Origin of the sequence: Roseibium sp. MMSF_3247 (assembly GCF_030733765.1) — a bacterium.
Lineage (GTDB): Bacteria > Pseudomonadota > Alphaproteobacteria > Rhizobiales > Stappiaceae > Roseibium.
Genome location: NZ_JASHII010000006.1, coordinates 42,654 through 62,785 on the forward strand (window position 1 = coordinate 42,654; position 20,132 = coordinate 62,785).

The window sequence follows — 20,132 nt, forward strand, 5'->3', positions numbered from 1 at the left end:
TCGGAACACGTCCCGACATGACGCTAAAGGGGCGCTACGCTCAAAGCCCTTCAAAAAGCGCAGTTGAGAGATAGCGTTCTGCAAAAGAGGGAATAATGACAACAATGGTTTTGCCAGCCATATCATCCCGCTGACCGACCTTGATGGCTGCAGAGAGTGCCGCGCCGGAAGAGATGCCGACCGGAATTCCCTCGGTTTTCGCGACTTCGCGGGCCATGGTAAAGGCGTCCTCATTACTTACTTTGGCAATCTCATCGAAGACACCGGTATCCAGCACACCCGGCACAAAACCCGCACCAATTCCCTGGATCTTGTGCGGACCCGGCTGGCCTCCGGAGAGGATCGGGCTGTCTTCCGGCTCGACAGCCACCACATGAAGGTCCGGCTTGCGTTCCTTTAGGGTCTGCGAAACCCCGGTGATAGTGCCGCCGGTTCCAATTCCGGAAACAAAGACATCAACCGTGCCACTGGTGTCGTTCCAGATCTCTTCCGCCGTGGTGTTCCGGTGGATTTCCGGGTTGGCCGGATTCTCGAACTGTTGCGGCATGACAGCACCATCGATCTCGGACAAGAGTTCTTCCGCCCGGGCGATCGCACCCTTCATGCCCTTGGCCCCTTCTGTCAGTTCCAGCTCAGCGCCCAGGATCTTGAACATCTTGCGGCGTTCCACAGACATGGTTTCCGGCATGACCAGGATAAGCCGATATCCCTTGGCCGCCGCCACAAAGGCGAGCGCGATCCCGGTGTTCCCGGACGTCGGCTCCACAAGGGTCGTCTTGCCCGCTTCAATCTTGCCGTTGCGTTCCATAGCATCGATCATCGCAACGCCAATACGGTCTTTGACGCTGGCGATCGGATTGAAGAACTCCAGCTTGCCGAGAAGAGTTGCCTTGACACCATGAGCATCCGCCAGACGATCCAAACGAACCAACGGCGTGTCACCGATGGTGTCCGTGATCGAGGAGTAGATCTTACCGCGTCCGTGCGTCTTGATTGTCATGGAAGTCTCCCAGCTAAAACGAATGCAGTGCCAATCGCACCTTTCTAAATTGTGACTTCAAGATAGTACGGCACCGCGGGAGATATAAGGGGAAGAACCCCTAGAGAGCGCGCCCTCCGTAAAATGCCTTTTCACGAAAGGCTCACGGCTTAGAAAACAGCAAACCCGGAAGTGCGGCCATGTCGTCGAAGAGATGCGCACCGGCATCAGACAGCGCTTCACGGTCGCAGGCTGGATCTTCGACATACGCATAAACAGCCATACCGGCGGACCGCGCCGCCTGCACGCCCGGCAAACTGTCTTCAATGACAACACAGTCTTCCGGCGGATATCCCATCGTACTTGCTGCAAGAAGAAACACATCGGGTGCCGGTTTGCCGTTGACGCAGTCTTCTGCGGAAAACAGCTTGCCCTCAAGACGGGGCAACAGCCCTGAACTGCCAAGTGTAGTCCGCATCTTGGCGTATTTGCCGGACGAGCCGACACAAAAAGGCAGGTTGCGCCGGTCCAGCTCGTCCAAAACATCAGCGACGCCGGTGATCGCGGGAACGCCCGCCGCGAATACTTCCAGATCGCGTTTTCGCACCTGATCGGGCCAATCGTCTGGCAAGTCACGGCCGATCAAAGCCTCAACCATCTCTTTGACGTTTTCCAGGGTCCGGCCCATGAAGCGCTGCTGGCACTCTGGACCGGTGATCGGAAACCCGAGTTCCGTCACCATCTCCGCAAGACTGGCATTCACCATCCGCTCGGTGTCCACCAGAACACCGTCGCAATCGAAAATGACAAGTTTCGGATTCATGGTGAAGTCCCTTGTGTCTCAGTCCTAGCGCTGTCCAGTCGACCCGAAACCACCGGTTCCCCGGCTTGTTTCGGACAGGATCTCGACTTCTTCAATTTCAGCCTGCAGCACGGGCGCGATCACCATCTGGGCTATGCGATCACCACGCGAAATCTCAAACGCCGTATTACCGAGATTGATCAGGATCACTTTAACTTCGCCGCGGTAATCCGCATCAATTGTACCCGGTGTGTTCAGCACCGTTACGCCGTTTTTCGCGGCAAGACCGGACCGGGGACGAACCTGGGCTTCAAAGCCGGCCGGCAATGACATCGCCAGGCCCGTCGGCACCAGCGCCCGGTTTCCAGGTTGCAGCGTCAGATCGTCGTCCACGGCTGCAAGCAGATCCAGGCCTGCGGCCAAATCACTTTGATAGGCCGGTAGGGGCAAATCCTGCCCATGATCGAGGCGTTTGATTTCAAGCTTGATGGTCATGCAGCCGTCCCATTTCGTTTGGCAACGGTTGACGACATTCGCAGGAACCTGTCAAGCACAGCTCGGCCATGAAGCGGATAAGCGAAAAATATCAAAAGGCTACTTGAAGCCGTCACGCTGTCCTGAAACTATCTGCCGTATCGGAAAGTTTTTCGAGCTGGGAGACCTTAAGAATGAAGTATTTGCTAAGCGCGATTGCCGCGGGAGTGATTTTCGCCGCCGGCATGACGGCACAGGCGCAGACCGTCGGGTTTGCCGATGCCATCAAGATCCTCGCCGTCAGCTGCGGCGCAGACATCGACAAGTATTGCAAGTCTGCGACCCTTGCCAACAACGGAATTGGCCAGTGCCTTGATCAAAACCAGGCCAAGGTCTCGCAAAAATGTAATGCAGACCGGGCCGTTGTGGCCGGCCTTATTGCAGAACGGCTGGCCGCTCAAGCCGCTGCGCCGGAGATCTGCGCACGCGATGCCACCCAGTATTGCAAAGGCGTCAAACCTGGTGCCGGTCACATCCTGCGCTGCCTACTCAAGGCACAACCATCGGTCAGCGAGAAGTGCAACACCGCGATTGACCTCGCCGGATACCGCTAAGCCGGGTTAAGGAGATTTTTCATGAAAAACCTGTTTTTTGCCGGCGCGGCTGCATGTGCACTTTGCTTCTCGGTAACAGTTGCCAGCGCTCAAACTGAACTAAGCCGCAATCAGATCATCAACTCGCTTCAAGGCGCCCAACAGAAGGTGGAAGTGAGCGCGGATGCGCTTCAGCGCGCCGCTCTGGAAAACATCCAGAAGTATCCGGGTGCGGATTCACCGCAAACCATCCCGATGTATCAGCAGCTCGCGTCCTTGCGTCAGTTCAACATCGAAATCACGTTTGACTTCGATTCTGCGCGTATCCGGCCAGAATCCTATGAGGCCGTCGGATTGATTGCCGATGCACTGCATACGCCGTATCTCCAAGGCCAGACGTTCTTCATCGTCGGACATACCGACGCCAAAGGGGACCGGACATACAATCTGGAACTATCTCAGCGGCGCGCCCAAGCCATTCGTGAGGCCCTGGTGACGACATTCCAGGTACCGGGCTCCACCCTCTTCTCGGTTGGTCTTGGCGAAGAGCAATTGCGCGATCCGGCAGACCCGTTTGCCGCCGTGAATCGCCGGGTGCAGCTCATCAATATGGGCTATAACTAAGTTATAGTGGTGCGGGTGCTCAGCGCCCGCACTACCATGTGCCGCACGTCTGATTACGTCATTCAAAATATCTAATTTCGATATTTCGCGCTCGTTGTTTGACTTTAATGAACAATGTGTCAAGCAGCTCTGATCTTCAGAAAAGGCTCGAACGGTTTATTTCTATGATGAGGCCAACATGGCCGTAAGCATGGAGTAGACCAATGCCGGATCATCAAACGCCAATACCTCCTGTTTTCTTCGCCCATGGCGCGCCGACACTGGCCGTGCGGGACACACCGGCGAGCCGCTTCTTGAAGAGTTTCGGCAAGAACATGCAACAGCCGCGCTTCATTTTGATCCTGTCCGCGCATTGGGAAACCGAAGGACTCAAGATCTCGGCTCCAGGACCCTTGCGCACTTATCACGATTTCCGAGGCTTTCCGGACGAGCTTTATGAAATCTCCTATCCTGCATCAGCGGATGCCAGCGCAGTTGAAGAGGTGATTTCTGTCCTAAAGACTGCCGGACTGGAGCCTAAGCAAGACGCTGAAAGGGGTCTTGATCATGGGGCATGGGTGCCGTTGTCGCTGGCCTTCCCTGACGCAGACATCCCGGTTGTTCAAATTTCACTTCCAAACAACAGTTCTCCGGAAACCATCTACGCACTCGGAGCAGCCGTGGCGCCGCTGTCGGAAAAAGGTGTCTTGATCGCCGGATCTGGCAGCACCACCCACAACTTGAGAGCCATTGGGCCGGATGGATCGCAGGTTCCCAACTGGGCAACGGGGTTTGATGCCTGGCTCGACAAGGGACTGGATGCAGGGCAATTGAACTACTTCGACAACCTGGAAGCAGCGCCGGATTTTCGGCAGAACCACCCGACAGAGGAGCACCTGTTGCCGCTGTTCTTCCCGTTTGGCGCTGCCGGCGAAGGAAAAAAACCAGAGCTCCTGCACCGGAGCTACGAATACGGCTCAATCAGTATGAGTTACTATCGGTTCCAGTGATCCGCCCACGACACAACCGCACTTGAATAGAGCTACCGCCGCACTCACTCTGGCTTTAGGCCAAGCGTCTCCGCAGCCCTGGCAATCAGCTGGCGGGCAACCTCTTTCTTGTCCATCGCCGGCCAGTCTTCCACACCGTTGGCGCTGACCAATCTGATTGTGTTGGCGTCGCCGCCCATGATGCCCGTTGCAGGGCTGACATCATTGGCGACGATCCAATCGGCCCGTTTTCGCTCCAACTTCGAGGTTGCGTTTTTGATGAGATCCTGGGTTTCGGCGGCAAAGCCGATCAGCAGAGATGGCCGCAGCGTTTCGTGGTGCCCGACGGTCATTAAAATGTCTGGATTCTCAGTGAGTTCCAAGCCAGGCGGTTTGCCACTGCCATCTTTCTTGATCTTCTGATCGCCTTCCGAGACTACACGCCAGTCAGCTACAGCTGCCGCCATGATTGCGATATCCGCAGGCAGGTTCTGCTCAACAGCTGCCATCATCTCTGCCGCGGATTCAACGTGGATCGTCGTAACATGGTCCGGGTCGGGGATCGTCACCAGACCGGAAACCAGTGTCACCCGCGCCCCGGCTGCGAATGCGGCTTCGGCAAGCGCATGACCCTGCTTGCCCGAAGACCGGTTCGCGATATAGCGCACCGGGTCGATCGGCTCATGTGTCGGCCCGGACGTGATCAGGACATGCTTCCCCGCCAAGGGCAACTTTCCGGCTGCAATCGCCTGATCTCGTAACAGAAGCTCAGCTGCTGCTGCGATGTCCAGAGGCTCGCTCATGCGGCCGACCCCGGCTTCTCCTTTCTCCGCCATTTCACCGCTGGCAGGGCCGATGAACGCAATGCCGCGTTCCCGCAAGGTATCGGCATTTTTCAGTGTTGCCGGGTTCTGCCACATCTTTGGGTTCATCGCCGGGGCCAACAAAACCGGTTTGTCAGTTGCAAGTAAAACGGCTGTTGCGAGATCATCGGCAATGCCATGGGCCATCTTGGCCATCAGATTGGCAGTTGCGGGCGCGACAAGGATCAGATCATGATCCCGGGCAAGACGAATGTGACCCACATCATGCTCGGCCTCCCGGTCGAATAGGTTGGTGAACACCTTTTCAGCGCTCAAGGCGCCCACCGCCAGCGGCGTCACGAACTCCTGCGCACCATCCGTCATGACCGGGACAACCCGCGCCCCACGCTCCTTCAGCCGCCGGACCAGGTCCAGAGATTTGTAAGCAGCGATACCGCCGCTAATGATCAGCACAATCTCTTTGCCGGCAAGCATCGGAACTATACTCCCAGGAGGCGGTGGAGGTCAGAAACCGGAACGGAAATCGCGCGGTGCAGCGGACACAACCTGACTACCGGAGCCTGTCACCTGATATACCGCAAGCCCACGTTCATTGAGACCATTCGGCTTGAAGCGGAACAAGCCGTCAATTCCAAGGAACCCGTCCCGGTTTGTCAGGATGCTCTGCTGGAACCGTTGCGGCCCGGCGGAGCGGATCAGGCCGGCTGCCAATGTAACACCGTCATAGACAAGACTGGCGTTCCGCGGCGGTGGCGCGCCGTAGGTCTGTTGATAGCGCTGCGCAAACCCGCGGAACCCGCTGTCTTCAGGGCCCGCAAACCAGGACCCGGTCAGAGTGGGGTTGTTTTTCACCTGCGGCGTATCCCACTGGCCCGAGCCAAGCAGCTTGATGTTGCCGATCTCTGCATTCAGCCCCATCAGGGTCTGCATCACCAGGCCAGGCACAGGTCCGCCCGCCGGGACAAAGAGAGCGTCGATGCTAGTCAAAGACGATTGAAGGGCGTTGGCCTTGGCGACCAGGTCAGACGTGTCCGAACCACTGACGTTGTAGCGCTGGATCGTTGCAATCCGTCCACCGGTGCGGCCAACTTCCTGACGGAACGCCGCCTCAACCACACTGCCGTAAGAATCGTTCGGCAGGAGCGCTGCATAAGACCGTTTCTGCTGGCTGCTGGCATGACCAATGATGCGCTTCACATCACTTTCCGGAAGGAAGCTCAACAGGTAGATGCCGCGCGCGGCGACTGACGTATCTGTCGAAAACGCAATAACCGGAACACCTGCCGCCCTTGCAGCTGAACCGGCACCTGACACTGCCGGGGCAAAGACGGGACCAAGGATCAGCTCGGCGCCTTCAGAGATCGCCTGCTGCGCGGCAGCACGGCCCCCTTCCGTCGTCCCTCCGGTGTCTTTCACCAGAAGCTGCACATCCGAATTTGGAAAGTTTTGAAGCGCCAGCGCAGCGGAGTTTTTGAAAACGGTTCCAATCGACGCATTGCCCCCACTTGAGGACAGCGGCAGCATAAGTCCGACCCGGACCGCACCAGTGCCGATTGTTTCACCGGTCACCTGCGGTTGGGCGCCCGGCTGGATTTGTTCGCCGGGCAACGTTCCTAGGGATGAGCCCAAACAGCCCCCAAGCGCCAGTGTGCTGGCACCGGTCAAAGCGGTTTTCAAGAATGTGCGTCGGCGATGCCGAACAACGGCGTCCGTTTCGTCCATGTGTCTGATTTCCATCCACCCTTTGCCCCAGACTTAAGGATTAACGAATGCGCTGTCCAGTTTTCAGCCGCGCAACGCGGTATGAATGGTGGATTTGCCTTGCATTGCGTGTTTCTGACAGGTAGCGCAAGAAAATCGGGACATCCTTGAGATCGGAACCGAGTGTTTGAATTGAGGTGAAGGGATCCGTGATGACAGAGCCAGGTGGCGGACAAACAGGTTCCAAAAACCGTTACAGCTTGTCGGAACACGCCTTCACGGCGCCCAATCTAGAACCTGCGCTCTATATTGTCTCCACGCCGATCGGAAACCTCGGTGACATCACCGTGCGCGCGCTGGAAACTCTCGCGGCCGCGAGTATGATCGCGTGTGAAGATACGCGGATAACGTCGACGCTTACGCAAAAATTCGGCCTCAAGACGCCGCTTCTTCCATACCACGAGCACAACGCCGATAAGCAGCGGCCGAAAATTCTCGGAGAACTTGAAGCTGGCAACGCGGTTGCTCTTGTATCCGATGCCGGCACGCCGCTGGTGTCTGATCCGGGGTACAGGCTGGTCCGCGACGTTGTGGCAGCCGGATACAAGGTGTTCCCGATCCCTGGCGCTTCCGCCCCACTTGCAGGTCTCGTTGCATCCGGGCTCCCCAGCGACACGGTTCTGTTTGCAGGTTTTCTACCGCAAAAAGGCGGCCCCAAGACCAAGCGCCTTGAAGAGCTTGCCAAAACACCGGCGACACTGATTTTCTTTGAATCGCCCCATCGGACTGCGGCAACCCTGGAACTCATGGCAACGGTTTTTGGCGGAACGCGAGAGGCGGTGGTCGCCCGCGAGCTCACCAAACGCTTTGAGACCTTTGAGCGTGGAACACTGCAAGAGCTTGGCAACCGGTTCGCAGATCAAACCGTGAAGGGTGAGATCGTCATTCTGGTGGGACCGCCAGAGGAAAAACCGGAAGCAGATGCAGAAGACCTCGACACCCTTCTCCGGGAAGCGCTCTCGGACATGCCCGTCAGCGCAGCCGCTAAACAGGTTTCCAAGGCAACGGGTCTGGATCGCAGCGAGGTCTACAAACGGGCGCTCGAACTCAAGGCTGGCACCTGACCATGGCAAAAGGCGACAGCCACACGACCGAACGCCGCCGCAAGGCTCATACCCGCGGCCTTTCCGCAGAGACTTATGCGGCCTGGTATTTGCGCCTGACCGGCTGGCGCATCCTGAAGCAGCGCTACAAGACGAAGGCGGGCGAAATCGACCTCATTGCCAAGAAACGCAAGACTGTCGCCTTTATCGAGGTCAAGGCCAGAAACTCACGGCAAGCGGCACTTGAAGCCGTGACACCGGCCAGCCAAAAGCGGATTGTCCGGGCCGCAAAGATCTTCGTTGCCGAGCATCCGAAAGCAGGCTTTTTCACGCTGCGGTTCGACGTCATGATCATTCGCCCGTGGACCCTGCCTGAGCGGATCGTGAACGCCTTTGAGGCAAGAGACTGACACCAGGCCTCTGGACAAACCCTGTCCCGGACCGCATATCTGCCGCGAACAGTCTTTTGCCCCAAGCGCACCGTTTCAAACGGACCGCGCCCCGCCGGGAGTGGCCTCATGCCGATAAAAGTCGCGGTCCAGATGGACCATATCGAATCCATCAACATTGCCGGCGACAGCGCCTTTGCGATGATGCTGGAGGCCCAAAAGCGCGGCCACGAGCTCTATCACTACACACCGGACCGGCTGGCCATGCGCGGCGACGAAGTGTTTTGCGCGTTGGAGCCCGTTACGGTCCGCGATGAAAAGGGCAACCATTTCGAGCTCGGAGAGCGGACGCGCACAAACATGCGCGAGATCGATGTGGTGTTGATGCGGCAGGACCCGCCGTTCGATCTGTCCTATATCGCGGCAACGCACATCTTGGACAAGATCCACCCGGACACTCTGGTGGTGAACGATCCAACGGAAGTACGCAACGCGCCGGAAAAACTGTTCGTCACCGAATTTCCGGATTTGATGCCGCCGACCCTGATCACCAAGGACCGGGCGGAAATCGATCTCTTCCGCGAAGAATACGGCGATATCGTCATGAAGCCGCTCTTTGGCCATGGCGGCGCGGCGGTGTTCCGGATCACAAAAGATGATCTGAACTACGGATCGCTGTACGACTTCTTTGCCGCCACCTTCCGCGAGCCCTGGGTCATTCAGCAGTTCCTGCCGAACGTGAAACATGGCGACAAACGCATTCTCCTGGTCAACGGGGAGTTTGCCGGTGCGGTGAACCGTGTCCCGGCGGCTGGCGATCTGCGGTCCAACATGGTGCGTGGCGGCGCGCCGACAGACAGCGATCTGACAGAGCGGGAACGGGAAATCTGCGCCCGCCTCGGGCCGTCTCTGCGCGAAAAAGGCCTGCTCCTGGTCGGCATCGATGTGATCGACGGCATGCTGACGGAAATCAACGTCACCGCCCCAACTGGCATCCGCGCGATCCAGAACCTCGGCGGACCGGATGTCGCGGCAAAGGTCTGGGATGTCCTGGAGCAGAAAATCAAGGACTGAACCGCAGTCCGGCTGCAGCAGCCAGAAAAAAACCCTCACACCGAGGTGTGAGGGCTGAAGTGTGTGCTTAGACAATGCAATAGAGGGCCTGTTCAGGAGCCTCTGTGTTTAAAACACCCGGATAGACCCGATCTTCCGCGACTGTTTCAAAAAATATTCTAAACCTTCAAAAACAGTCTCAAGCCTCCTCTGCGAGCAAAAGTTATTTGGCGTGACAAACGCCGAAATCCTCAAGACAAGAACTGCAGCCTCAAACAATAACCACAGCTTCAACGGTATTTAGGCACCCAATAGAAATTGGTTAACAATTGATTACCACATTCGAACCTTAACCAATTAAATCACTGAGGATATTTTCTTTTCAAGACCAGTCTTGCGGCTCCCCTCAGACGTATAGCAATTCGTTAACCAAGAAAAAGTAGCGTCTTTTGGAATAATAACGCAAAGGAAGTTTTGCATTTCTTTGGCTTGGGAGACACCGAATTCACCGACTATTGGAGGCACCATGCCCAGCCATTATCCCTTGAAAGTTATGAGCGCCGCAGTCGTCGGCATTGGCTCCCTACTGCCACTCACCGCAGCAGCTGCAGACCTGCCAACACTCGATCCGATTATTGAAGCACGCCCCGTCAGCAGCTGGACTGGTTTTTATGCTGGCGCGTTCTTGGGCTGGGGATGGTCCGATGACGATGCGACCACAACGGGCACGAGCGGCTTTCAATCCCTCGGCAGTACGATTGTCCCATCGTCCCTCGACCTCTCGGGAAATGGGGTCCTGGGCGGCCTCACCGCTGGATATGATCATCAGATCAACAGCTTTGTGGCCGGCCTTGAAGGCGACATTTCCTGGGCTGACATCAACAAAAGCAGCTCGTTTACAGGTGCTGCGGTTCTTGGAACCCGCCTTACCACATCCGCAAAGAAACGGATGAGTTTTTTCAGCACCGTGCGCGGACGTCTCGGCTATGCGGCGTCCGACCGCTTTATGGTCTTTGCAACAGGCGGCCTGGCCATGGGTCAGGTTGAATTGGAGACGTCCGTCAACGGTGTCGATGCACCCGCACTTGCATGGAACGGCAGCGATGATGAGTTGAAATTCGGCTGGACCCTTGGCGGCGGTGCGGAAGTCAAAGTCACCGACAACATCTCAATGAAGCTTGATGGCCTCTACTATGATCTGGCAGACAGCAATGTCACAGCCACCGGGAACGCGGCCGTGCGTTCGGTCGGCGCACTGGATGGCATCGATTATGCTGCAGAATCCGACAACACAGGTTTTCTCGCGCGCCTCGGCGTGAACTACCGTTTTTGATTGGATATCGGACTAGGAAGCCCCCCTCAGGCGCTCGGCCTGAGGGGGCTTTACTTTAGGTGCCGCCGTTATTCTGCAGCGTCTGTTGCCAGCACGCCCCGGCGGATCTGATCTTCCTCGATCGACTCAAAAAGTGCCCGGAAATTTCCTTCGCCGAAGCCTTCATCGCCTTTTCTTTGAATGAATTCAAAGAAGATGGGTCCGATGACGGTTTTGGAGAAAATCTGCAGTAGGATCTTGGTCATGCCGCCATCGATGACACCTTCGCCATCGATCAGGATGCCGTGACGCTTCATCCGCTCGATCGGTTCATCATGACCGTGCACCCGGTCACGGGACATCTCGTAGTAAGTGTCCGGTGGGCCCGGCATGAATTTCAGCTCGTTGTCCGCCAGCTTGTCCGTGCTGGTATAGATGTCGTCCGAGCCGACCGCGATGTGCTGAATGCCTTCGCCCTTGTACTTGCGCAAGTACTCTTCGATCTGGCTGGTATCATCCTTGGACTCGTTCAGCGGAATGCGGATCTTGCCGCAGGGCGAGGTGATCGCCCGGCTGACAAGGCCTGTTATCCGGCCGTCGATGTCGAAGAAATGGATCTGTTTGAAATTGAAGAGATCCCGGTAAAAATCCCACCACTTGTCCATATTGCCGCGGTAGACGTTGTGCGTCAGGTGATCCAGGTAATAGAAGCCAACCCCTTCCGGTTTCGGATCCACTTCATCCAGCCAATCGAATTCCGCCGAATAGGCGGACCCCTTGTCGCCGTAGGCTTCGATGAAATACAGCAGCGAGCCGCCGATGCCCTTGATGGCGGGAACGTTCAACGTCTTGTCATTGTCCGCGTAGGGCTCCGCCCCTTTGGAAATGGCGTGATCATAGGCCTTTTGCGCATCGACCACCCGCCATGCCATGGACGGGGCACACGGTCCGTGATCTTCAACGAAACGCATGGCATGACTGCCGGGCTCCGCATTCAGAACATAGGTGATGTCACCCTGCCGGTAGAGCGTGATCTCTTTGGTCTTGTGTTTCGCGACCGGCACATACCCCATCTTGCGGAACAGGGCATCGAGCTTCTCCGGTTCCGGATGGGCAAACTCGACAAACTCGAAACCGTCCGTGCCGGCCGGGTTCTGTGGGGTGATTTGCGCTGGCGGCGCGTTATGCGGGAACGGTCCCATGGCGGATCCTCCTGAAAAGTGCGAAGTTTGCGTCTAGAATGCCCGGAGCCGCGCGCAGGGTGTGTGCAATCTGCGTGATTTACCGTATAGTGATGCATATTCCGTGCGCAGATAGAGAATATTCAGCATGCAAATTGCATTAGACAGCTTTGATGTGAAGTTGCTCGCCGCCCTTCAGGAGAATTCCGCAGCAACCAATGCAGAGATTGGTGAAACGATCGGCTTGTCCGCCAGCCAGGTCTCCCGGCGCCGGCAGAAACTGGAAGACAACGGCACCATCCGCCGGTACCGGGCAGCTTTGGATCCTGAAGCCCTGGGCTTTACCGTGACAGCCTTCGTTGGGGTGACCTTGGGCGCGCACAGCCGGGAAAACGCCCGTAAATTCAGAAATATGGTCACCGCCATGCCGGAGGTTCAAGAAGCACATACGCTGACCGGCGACGTCGATTACATGCTGAAAGTGGTCGTCCGGGACCTGAAAGCGCTCAGCCGGATCGTCAACGACGAGCTCTTGCCCCAAGAAGCTGTCCAGCACGTGAAGTCCTCCATTGCGATGGACACGTTGAAGGACGACAATTTGCTGCCTTTGACGTGAATATATACACGGCGGTCGCTACCCAAACTGTTTGATGAAAAACCGTCATGAATCACGGCATAACCTTGCGACCGGGCGCAAAAATCCCATCTGAAGAACGATGATTTCGTCCTCGGCGGACATAGGGAGCCAAACATGTTTGATGCAAAATCCTTGCTGGATCAGTTTTTGGGTAGCCAGGGCGGCGCCCCCGGCGGGCAAGGCGGCCAATATCCTGGTCAGAACCAGCGTGGCGGATCCGGTGATCTTCTCTCCCAAGGCAAGGATTTTCTGTCCTCACAAGGTGGCGGCCTGGCACTTGGCAGCCTTGCCGGTTTGATGCTTGGTTCAAAATCCGGCCGGAAGATCGGTAAAAAAGCAGTCACCTATGGCGGTTTGGCGCTGGTCGCAGGTCTTGCCTACAAGGCTTATCAGGGCCATCAGGCCAACAAGCAAAACGCGCCACGCCCGCACTATCCGCAAGACGAGCCGATCCCGCTGGAAGCCCCGCGCGGCACCGCCTTTGACCCGGCGCAGCAGCCGGGCGGCGAAAATCAGTTCGCAGTCAACCTTCTCACCGCCATGATTTCCGCCGCCAAGGCTGACGGTCATATCGACCGGGACGAGCAGGACCGGATCTTTGAAAAGATTGATGAGGCCGGTCTCGACAGCGAAGCCAAGGCGTTCCTGATGGATGAGCTGCGTTCGCCGCTGGATCTCGACAAGGTCGTTGCCAGCGCAACTTGTCCGGAAACGGCCGCCGAGATCTACGCCGCGTCCCGGCTCGCCATTGACCCGGACCATCCGGCGGAAAAAGCCTATCTCCAGATGCTGGCCGCCCGGCTTGGCCTCGAAGAGGGTCTGGTGCAGGAAATCGAAATGGCAGTCCGCGAAGCGGAAATGGCTGGTTAAGACCTTAAGCTCTGGGATCCGGGATCTGCGTTACGCCCCCGGCTCCCAGCCTTCCGGCGCCATTTCAAATCCTTCGAACTGAAATCCCGGCGCAACGGTGCAGCCGACAAGCGTCCACTCTCCGAGTGAGCGGGCTTGCTGCCAGGCCTCACGCGGCACGATTCCTTGCGGGCGCTCTCCGCCAACCAGGTCATTGCCGACGCGGACCACCTGCGTACTGGTGCCATCCGTGCTGATGGACAATTCCAGCGCCGCACCGGCATACCAGTGCCAGGTCTCTACGGCGTCCACCTTGTGCCAGCGTGATACGATGCCGTCCGACAGCAGGAAATAGATCAGCGTGGAGGCCGCACGCCCCTGCGGGTCCGTCACATCATCGCGAAAGGTTTCTGCATAAAACCCGCCCTCCGGATGCGGCTGCATCTTCAGGAGTTCAACGATGTCGTCGGCGGAAAGAGTTGGATCAACCGGCATACTTGTCCCGTGGTCTAAGGCGATTGGAACACCTGAATAACAGGTGTTTCCAATCCGCGCCGGAGAATTGTTGGGAGTTGGACAATAATGTCAGTGATTGGGTTTGGACTCGGTGCAAAACGCGATGTCATCGACGGTTTCCCGGAGAGCGGCGACGATTTCTTCGTAGAGCACTTGCATATCGAGGCGGTGGCCACCGCCGTGGGTGAGTGGAATGGGTTCGGCCTGGCTTGCAATTCTCTGCACCACATCCTGGGCGCGTTGTTCCGGAGTCCGTCCGGATGGGTCTAAAGACCTGTCAGTCGTCATGGTTTCTGCCCCTTACAGGATCATAACGACTTGGATATAGGAGCGGTTGGCCTGCGTTTTTAGCGGTCCAGTCAAAGTTTCTTGATCGAGCCGCACCATCAGGCGGGTGGTGAATGCAGCGTCAAGACACTGCACCACGATCAGGCATTGTCTTTGCGCGTGCGGATTTCAGTGAACACAGCCTCTGCCGGCTGCCCCGCCATGCCCAGCGCGTCCGCGACCGACGCTTCACCTGCGCGAAGAAACGGGTTGGTTGCCTTTTCCGCTGCCATTGTCGTCGGCAGTGTCGGCTTGCCCAGAGCGCGGATGTCGGCAATTGCCTTCGCACGCGCCTGCAAGGCTTCATTGCCCGGCTCGATGGTCAAGGCAAACTTCGCATTGGCCTCGGTATATTCATGTCCACAGTAGATCGTGGTGTCGTCCGGCAGCCGGTGCATAAGATGCGACAGCGAGGCCCACATCATCTCCTTGTCGCCTTCAAACACCCGGCCGCAGCCCAGCGCAAACAGTGTATCGCCGGTATGGGCAACCTTGATTGAGGGAATGTACCAGGAAATCTGATCCAGCGTGTGGCCAGGCGTGGCAATGGCCTTGACCTCATAAGGCCCGCACAAGACATCATCGCCGTCCTCGACGGTCCGATCCAGCTCGGAGATCTTTTGACGTGACCGCTCAGGACCGATCACCACCGCACCGGTTTTGGTCTTCAACTCTCCCAGCCCCTGCACGTGATCCCAATGATGGTGGGTGATCAGGATATGGCTGAGTTTCCAGCCGGTTTCCGCCAAGGCCGCCTCATAGGCTGCGGCATCCGGCACATCGACAGCCACGGTCGTGCCGCTCTCTCGGTCATGTATGAGAACACCAAAATTGTCGTCCAGGCAGGCAAACTGATGAATTTCGGTGGTGTCGCTTAAAGACATGAGAAGCTCCTCGGCCGGGGATCGGAATGCGCGCCACAGTGGCAAAGACCGGCGCTGCGGGCAAGCCATTGAGGTGTATCCGCTTGGCGGGATTTCAAGTCTTGCGCTCCACAACAGTTCCCTGTTCAATCGCCGTCCGAGCTTCCACCAGGCGAATTTTATGTATCTCGACGTCGTTCATTTGCGAGCCTTTTACGATCTTCCACTTGGGCAGTTGCTGCGAGGCTTGATCGGCGCACCGGTCGCGCAGATGTGGCCGGATATTCAAGGTCAAAGCCTGTTGGGTCTCGGGTATGCCGGTCCGTTCATGCGCCGGTATCATGGATCGGCCGAACGGGTGATCTCCGCCATGCCAGCCCCCCAAGGAGCCATCCACTGGCCGCGGGAACATGCCAATTCCTGCGCCTTGGTCGAAGATGAGGCTTTGCCGTTTTCCGACGCGACTTTCGATCGGATCATGCTGGTGCACGCGCTCGATCATTGTTCCGATCCATCCGCAATGCTTCGTGAGGTATGGCGCGTGCTCGCCCCGGGCGGCCGCGTGATCGTTGTTGTGCCCAATCGGCGCGGTTTGTGGGCCCGCTCGGAACTCTCCCCATTCGGCTATGGCCGGCCGTATTCGGGAAGCCAGCTGAAGGAACTCATGAAGAATTGCCAGTTCAATGTCCTGAGCGATTCTGAAGCCCTCTTCATGCCGCCATCGCGGGCGGTCAGCATCCAGCGAACGGCGCGGACATGGGAGAACCTTGGGCGCCGATTCTGGCCGGCATTCGCCGGCATCCTGATCCTTGAAGCAGAAAAACTGGTGTTCCGGAGCTTGCCGGTCGATGGCAAGAAGAGCCGCCTCCGGGTTCTGCGTCCCGTGTTTATTCCAGATGGTGCGGCGACCGGGCTGAAGCCAGTGCGCCGGGAACAGTCGGAGCAGTAGCGCCAGGTCCGGAATTCTTTTGCCTTTTTGCGACCGGATACATATGACTAGGCCGCGCCTGCACACGCTTGTTTTGAGGAATTTTTGAATGACCCGGAGCCCGGATAACGGCGCATCAATCGATACCGCCCGCGCCCGTCTCGCCGAAATCGATGCGCGCATTCACGATGCGCTGGTGGAACGTCACCAAACAGAGACCAATCTCGCCGCTCTGCACGAGGGCGCAGACACCTCCTCCCGAGCCCCAGACTTTGACCGTAATACCGACCTTATCCGGTCATTGGCAGAGCTCAATCAAGGCGCATTGCCGTTGGTTGCTCTTGAAGAAATCTGGCGCGCAATCCTCGCAACAAGCCTAAACCCGCCCGCTGGGTCCGCGATCCATCTGGACGGCAGCGGTGATCTCGTGGGCATGCTGGATCTTGCCCGTTATTATTTCGGGTTTTCGGCGGACCTTGTGCCGGGAAGCGATGCCGCGGATGTTGCCGGTGCTGTAAGCGATGCCGTCTCAGACATTGGACTAGTGGCCTTGACCGACCGGGCGGATTTGCCTTGGTGGCGCGGGCTGAATGAGAGCGGTGCTCAGATCCGGGCGCGCTTGCCCCTCGTTCTTGTTGATGAACGACCGGCAGATTTGCCGGCGCTGGTTCTTGCCAAATCCGACAGGATCATCGACAAGCCGGAAATTGCGGTTTATGACGCGCGTTGGTCTGACCGTTTGCCAGGCAAATTGATGGACCAGGGGATCGAAGTTCTGAGCTTCTACCGCTCGGCGACCGGTGTAGATGCACTGCTTGCCGTTTCCGGCGATCTGCCGGAGGACGCTGTCCTGGCAGCTTGCCTGGAAGCAGGCGCCGCACCAGACGTATTGAGAGCAGTTGGTGGTTATGCAGCGCCAATTGACGGGGCCAGCGATCCAGATGATGTGTTTGACCCTGCAGATGCAGGGGACTTGGGATGAATGACATGACGATTGCAGTGACTGAAGTCGATCAGACGGCCGTTCAGAGCCGCCCGCAGCCGAAACAAGGCGTGTTGGATATTGCCCCCTATGTTCCGGGCAAATCCAAGGGCTCTCATGGCAAGACGCTTCATAAACTCTCGTCAAATGAAACGCCGCTTGGTTTCAGCGACGCGGTGTCCGCAGCAATCGAAGGCGTTGCAAAGTCTTTGGAGCTCTATCCAGACGGCGGGGCGACCGAATTGCGGGCCGCGATCGGGGATGTTTACGGCCTCAATCCGGATCGCATCATTTGCGGTGCAGGTTCGGATGAAATCCTGAGCATGCTCGCCAACACCTATCTCGATGAAGGTGATGAGGCGATCTATTCGGAGCACGGGTTCCTCGTTTACGAGATCGCCATCCGCGCCGCTGGGGCGACACCGGTTGTTGCGCCGGAAAAAGACTTCACCACCGATGTGGACGCGATCCTGGAACGGGTGACCGGCAAAACAAAGATGGTTTTCCTGGCCAATCCGAACAATCCGACCGGCACTTACATCCCGTTTGAGGAAGTCAAGCGCCTGCACCAGGCTCTGCCGCCGCATGTTCTGCTCGTGCTAGATGCCGCTTATGGCGAATATGTCCGCCGGAACGATTATGAGAGCGGGATCGAGCTGGCCGCGACAGCCGACAACGTCGTCATGACCCGGACCTTTTCGAAGATCTATGGCCTTGCCAACCTGCGTCTTGGTTGGGGCTTCGGCCCAGCGCACGTGATTGATGCCATGAACCGCATCCGCGGGCCGTTCAACGTCTCCGGTGTTGCGATTGCCGCAGGCGCCGCGGCTGTCCGCGACCGGTCCTTCGTCACCGCATCGGTTGAACACAACGAAAAATGGCTGCCGTGGGTGACGTCCGAATTGGAAAAACTCGACCTGACTGTCACTCCTAGTGTTGGCAATTTCGTTCTGGTCCATTTCCCGGACGTTGATGGCAAACGGGCAACAGATGCGGATGCGTATCTTCTGGAGCGCGGCTGTGTTCTGCGCTTGGTGGGCAATTACGGCCTGCCGAACGCGATCCGTATGACCATTGGCAGCGAAGAAGCCAACCGCACCGTGGTTGCGCATCTGAAAGATTTTCTGGCGCAAGCCTAAAAACAAAAAGACCTTATGACCAACGCCCCCATTTTTGAGCGCATGGCCCTGATCGGGATTGGCCTGATCGGGTCGTCCCTTGCCCAGGCTGCCCGCCAGCGCGGCCTTGTGAAAGAAATCGCCATCTCCACCCGCTCCGAAGCGACGCTACAGCGGGCTGAGGAGTTGGGGCTTGGAGACAGCTATTCGGTCGATGCCGCTGTTGCGGTCGAAGGGGCAGACCTTGTCATCCTCTGCGTGCCGGTTGGGGCAAATGAAGCGATCGCAAAATGGATTGCTCCCGCCTTGAAAAAGGGGGCAATCCTGACAGACGCCGGCTCGACCAAAGGATCCGTTGTCGAGCAGGTCGCGCCGCATGTGCCGGAAGGTGTGCATTTCATCCCGGGCCATCCGATCGCGGGTACCGAACAGTCCGGACCGGATGCTGGCTTTCCAACGCTGTTCGACCAGCGCTGGTGCATTCTAACGCCCCCGGAAAACACCGACCCGGACGCGCTGGAAAAGCTGAAGGCTTTCTGGCAGGGCTGCGGTTCTGATGTCGATCTGATGGATCCCAAGCACCACGACCTCGTGCTCGCGATCGTGTCTCACCTGCCGCATGTCATTGCCTACAACATCGTTGGCACGGCCGACGATCTGGAAGCGGTTACGAAATCGGAGGTAATCAAGTATTCGGCCTCCGGTTTCCGGGACTTCACACGTCTTGCAGCGTCTGACCCGACCATGTGGCGGGATGTGTGTCTGAACAACAAGGACGCCATCCTGGAGATGCTGGCACGGTTTTCGGAAGATCTGTCGGCCCTGCAAAGGGCCATCCGCTGGGGCGACGGCGACAAGTTGTTCGATATGTTTGAGCGAACCCGCAGCATCCGCCGCTCAATCATCGAGGCAGGTCAGGAAACCGATGCACCAGACTTCGGTCGCCACTCAGGCGACTGATTGGGCTTTAGGGTCAGGACCCATTAATTTGAGCGCGTGACGATGTAGTCCGCCAATGCGTTAAGCGCAGTGGCCTTGTTCCCATAAGGCGCCATCAGACCATTGGCTTCCTCAAGAAGCACCTGCAGCTCTGCACGGGTCTTCTCTATGCCCATCAGACCGACAAGCGTTGCCTTGCCCGCTTCTGCGTCCTTGCCCGTTGCCTTGCCCATGGCTTCCGGACTTGCCTCAACGTCAAGAAGATCATCTGCCAGCTGGAAGGCGAGGCCTATGATTTCTCCAAAGCGGGTCAAGCGGTCCACATCGGCATCTGAAGCATCGCCCAAAATGGCGCCTGCCCGGCATGCATAGCGCAAAAGCGCACCGGTCTTCATCGATTGAAAGTGGCGGATCTCGGCCTCGGACCGGTCCCGGTGCTCCGATTCCAAATCCAGCATTTGCCCCCCGGCCATTCCGCCAATGCCGGACGCCCGGGCAAGCTCCCGGCATAATCTTAGCCGGGTTCCTGCCTGCGGATGCACCGACTCATCGGTGATGACATCAAAAGCCAGCGTCAAAAGAGCGTCACCTGCAAGAATGGCGGTCGCATCATCATAGGCCTTGTGCACCGTCGGTTGCCCACGGCGCAGATCATCATCATCCATGGCTGGCAGGTCATCATGTACCAGCGAATAGCAATGGATGAGTTCCAGGGCACAGCCCGCCTGCACCACCCCGTCATCTGCCCGGCCGAAAAGCCCTGCCGCATCCATGACCAGCACCGGGCGCAGACGTTTGCCGCCGTTAAGCGCGCCATGACGCATGGCATTGATCAACCGCTCCGGACGGGAAATTTCACCATCGCTCGGGCAGTTCTCAAGCAGGCTGGTAAGAGCCGTCTCGATGCGTCCGGCCTGCGCCGCCAGATGGGATTTCAGGTCAAATGTCACACAAGGGCTCCCGAGCCGGG

23 protein-coding genes are annotated in these 20,132 nt (G+C 57.8%); 13 read left to right on the forward strand and 10 right to left on the reverse strand.

The window, feature by feature from the left end:
- Nucleotides 1-40 precede the first annotated feature (40 nt).
- From cysK to dut, 3 genes are all read right to left on the reverse strand, one after another.
- Nucleotides 41-1,000: a cysteine synthase A gene (cysK, locus tag RBB44_RS18970; RefSeq protein ID WP_306149334.1), complete on the reverse strand. Its 960-nt coding sequence runs from the start codon at nucleotides 998-1,000 to the stop codon at nucleotides 41-43.
- Between the two features lie 142 nt (nucleotides 1,001-1,142).
- Nucleotides 1,143-1,802, reverse strand: coding sequence for an HAD family phosphatase (locus RBB44_RS18975; protein ID WP_306149333.1), 660 nt, complete (start codon nucleotides 1,800-1,802; stop codon nucleotides 1,143-1,145).
- A 24-nt stretch (nucleotides 1,803-1,826) separates the two neighbouring features.
- Nucleotides 1,827-2,276: a dUTP diphosphatase gene (gene dut / locus RBB44_RS18980; RefSeq protein ID WP_306149332.1), complete on the reverse strand. Its 450-nt coding sequence runs from the start codon at nucleotides 2,274-2,276 to the stop codon at nucleotides 1,827-1,829.
- Nucleotides 2,277-2,449: 173 nt separating this feature from the next.
- On the opposite strand from dut, the gene RBB44_RS18985 reads away from it, so the two are divergent.
- From RBB44_RS18985 to RBB44_RS18995, 3 genes are all read left to right on the forward strand, one after another.
- Nucleotides 2,450-2,869 (forward strand): hypothetical protein, encoded by a 420-nt coding sequence (locus tag RBB44_RS18985; RefSeq protein ID WP_306149331.1) that lies wholly within the window; start codon nucleotides 2,450-2,452, stop codon nucleotides 2,867-2,869.
- 21 nt (nucleotides 2,870-2,890) lie between these two features.
- Nucleotides 2,891-3,472 carry an OmpA family protein gene (locus RBB44_RS18990; RefSeq protein ID WP_306149330.1) on the forward strand — a complete coding sequence of 194 codons (582 nt, stop codon included), beginning with the start codon at nucleotides 2,891-2,893 and terminating at the stop codon, nucleotides 3,470-3,472.
- Between the two features lie 203 nt (nucleotides 3,473-3,675).
- Entirely contained in the window at nucleotides 3,676-4,461 is a 786-nt protein-coding gene (locus RBB44_RS18995; RefSeq protein ID WP_306149329.1) for a class III extradiol ring-cleavage dioxygenase, read from the forward strand.
- A 44-nt stretch (nucleotides 4,462-4,505) separates the two neighbouring features.
- Here the strand turns inward: RBB44_RS18995 and coaBC are convergent, their stop codons facing one another.
- Both coaBC and RBB44_RS19005 read right to left on the reverse strand, forming a co-directional pair.
- On the reverse strand, nucleotides 4,506-5,738 hold the full coding sequence (gene coaBC / locus RBB44_RS19000; protein WP_306149328.1) for a bifunctional phosphopantothenoylcysteine decarboxylase/phosphopantothenate--cysteine ligase CoaBC: 1,233 nt from the start codon (nucleotides 5,736-5,738) through the stop codon (nucleotides 4,506-4,508).
- 30 nt (nucleotides 5,739-5,768) lie between these two features.
- Nucleotides 5,769-6,986, reverse strand: a complete 1,218-nt coding sequence (locus tag RBB44_RS19005; protein WP_306149327.1) for a penicillin-binding protein activator — start codon at nucleotides 6,984-6,986, stop codon at nucleotides 5,769-5,771.
- A gap of 191 nt (nucleotides 6,987-7,177) precedes the next feature.
- On the opposite strand from RBB44_RS19005, the gene rsmI reads away from it, so the two are divergent.
- The 4 genes from rsmI to RBB44_RS19025 all read left to right on the forward strand — a co-directional run bounded on the left by rsmI (nucleotide 7,178) and on the right by RBB44_RS19025 (nucleotide 10,843).
- Complete coding sequence (rsmI, locus tag RBB44_RS19010; protein WP_306149326.1) at nucleotides 7,178-8,089, forward strand: 16S rRNA (cytidine(1402)-2'-O)-methyltransferase; 912 nt, start codon at nucleotides 7,178-7,180, stop codon at nucleotides 8,087-8,089.
- 2 nt (nucleotides 8,090-8,091) lie between these two features.
- Nucleotides 8,092-8,478 (forward strand): YraN family protein, encoded by a 387-nt coding sequence (locus RBB44_RS19015; RefSeq protein ID WP_306149325.1) that lies wholly within the window; start codon nucleotides 8,092-8,094, stop codon nucleotides 8,476-8,478.
- Between the two features lie 108 nt (nucleotides 8,479-8,586).
- Nucleotides 8,587-9,531, forward strand: coding sequence for a glutathione synthase (gene gshB / locus RBB44_RS19020; RefSeq protein ID WP_306149324.1), 945 nt, complete (start codon nucleotides 8,587-8,589; stop codon nucleotides 9,529-9,531).
- Between the two features lie 505 nt (nucleotides 9,532-10,036).
- The gene (locus tag RBB44_RS19025) at nucleotides 10,037-10,843 is read left to right on the forward strand and encodes an outer membrane protein (protein WP_306149323.1); all 807 of its coding nucleotides are present in this window, start codon (nucleotides 10,037-10,039) and stop codon (nucleotides 10,841-10,843) included.
- Nucleotides 10,844-10,911: 68 nt separating this feature from the next.
- Here RBB44_RS19025 and hppD read toward each other — a convergent pair whose 3' ends face one another.
- Nucleotides 10,912-12,024 carry a 4-hydroxyphenylpyruvate dioxygenase gene (gene hppD / locus RBB44_RS19030; RefSeq protein ID WP_209180290.1) on the reverse strand — a complete coding sequence of 371 codons (1,113 nt, stop codon included), beginning with the start codon at nucleotides 12,022-12,024 and terminating at the stop codon, nucleotides 10,912-10,914.
- 127 nt (nucleotides 12,025-12,151) lie between these two features.
- Here hppD and RBB44_RS19035 point away from each other — a divergent pair, with 127 nt between their 5' ends.
- Nucleotides 12,152-12,619 carry an Lrp/AsnC family transcriptional regulator gene (locus RBB44_RS19035; protein ID WP_306149322.1) on the forward strand — a complete coding sequence of 156 codons (468 nt, stop codon included), beginning with the start codon at nucleotides 12,152-12,154 and terminating at the stop codon, nucleotides 12,617-12,619.
- A 135-nt stretch (nucleotides 12,620-12,754) separates the two neighbouring features.
- Nucleotides 12,755-13,510 (forward strand): tellurite resistance TerB family protein, encoded by a 756-nt coding sequence (locus RBB44_RS19040; protein ID WP_306149321.1) that lies wholly within the window; start codon nucleotides 12,755-12,757, stop codon nucleotides 13,508-13,510.
- Between the two features lie 30 nt (nucleotides 13,511-13,540).
- Here the strand turns inward: RBB44_RS19040 and RBB44_RS19045 are convergent, their stop codons facing one another.
- The 3 genes from RBB44_RS19045 to gloB form a co-directional block, all read right to left on the reverse strand.
- On the reverse strand, nucleotides 13,541-13,984 hold the full coding sequence (locus RBB44_RS19045; RefSeq protein ID WP_306149320.1) for a cupin domain-containing protein: 444 nt from the start codon (nucleotides 13,982-13,984) through the stop codon (nucleotides 13,541-13,543).
- A 90-nt stretch (nucleotides 13,985-14,074) separates the two neighbouring features.
- Nucleotides 14,075-14,293, reverse strand: a complete 219-nt coding sequence (locus RBB44_RS19050) for a hypothetical protein (protein WP_133952573.1) — start codon at nucleotides 14,291-14,293, stop codon at nucleotides 14,075-14,077.
- Nucleotides 14,294-14,433: 140 nt separating this feature from the next.
- Entirely contained in the window at nucleotides 14,434-15,216 is a 783-nt protein-coding gene (gene gloB, locus RBB44_RS19055) for a hydroxyacylglutathione hydrolase (protein WP_306149319.1), read from the reverse strand.
- Between gloB and RBB44_RS19060 the strand changes: the two genes are divergently transcribed.
- The 4 genes from RBB44_RS19060 (at nucleotide 15,215) to RBB44_RS19075 (ending at nucleotide 19,183) form a co-directional block, all read left to right on the forward strand.
- Nucleotides 15,215-16,144 (forward strand): class I SAM-dependent methyltransferase, encoded by a 930-nt coding sequence (locus RBB44_RS19060; protein ID WP_306149318.1) that lies wholly within the window; start codon nucleotides 15,215-15,217, stop codon nucleotides 16,142-16,144. The two genes, gloB and RBB44_RS19060, sit on opposite strands and share 2 nt — an antisense overlap.
- 88 nt (nucleotides 16,145-16,232) lie before the next feature.
- A complete protein-coding gene (locus tag RBB44_RS19065; RefSeq protein WP_306149317.1) occupies nucleotides 16,233-17,105 on the forward strand; it encodes a chorismate mutase in 873 nt (290 codons plus the stop codon).
- Entirely contained in the window at nucleotides 17,102-18,244 is a 1,143-nt protein-coding gene (gene hisC / locus RBB44_RS19070; protein WP_306149316.1) for a histidinol-phosphate transaminase, read from the forward strand. Before RBB44_RS19065 ends, hisC begins: the two co-directional genes overlap by 4 nt.
- A gap of 15 nt (nucleotides 18,245-18,259) precedes the next feature.
- Entirely contained in the window at nucleotides 18,260-19,183 is a 924-nt protein-coding gene (locus RBB44_RS19075; RefSeq protein ID WP_306149315.1) for a prephenate/arogenate dehydrogenase family protein, read from the forward strand.
- 23 nt (nucleotides 19,184-19,206) lie between these two features.
- On the opposite strand, the gene RBB44_RS19080 is transcribed toward RBB44_RS19075, so the two are convergent.
- Complete coding sequence (locus RBB44_RS19080) at nucleotides 19,207-20,112, reverse strand: polyprenyl synthetase family protein (protein WP_306149314.1); 906 nt, start codon at nucleotides 20,110-20,112, stop codon at nucleotides 19,207-19,209.
- Nucleotides 20,113-20,132 lie beyond the last annotated feature (20 nt).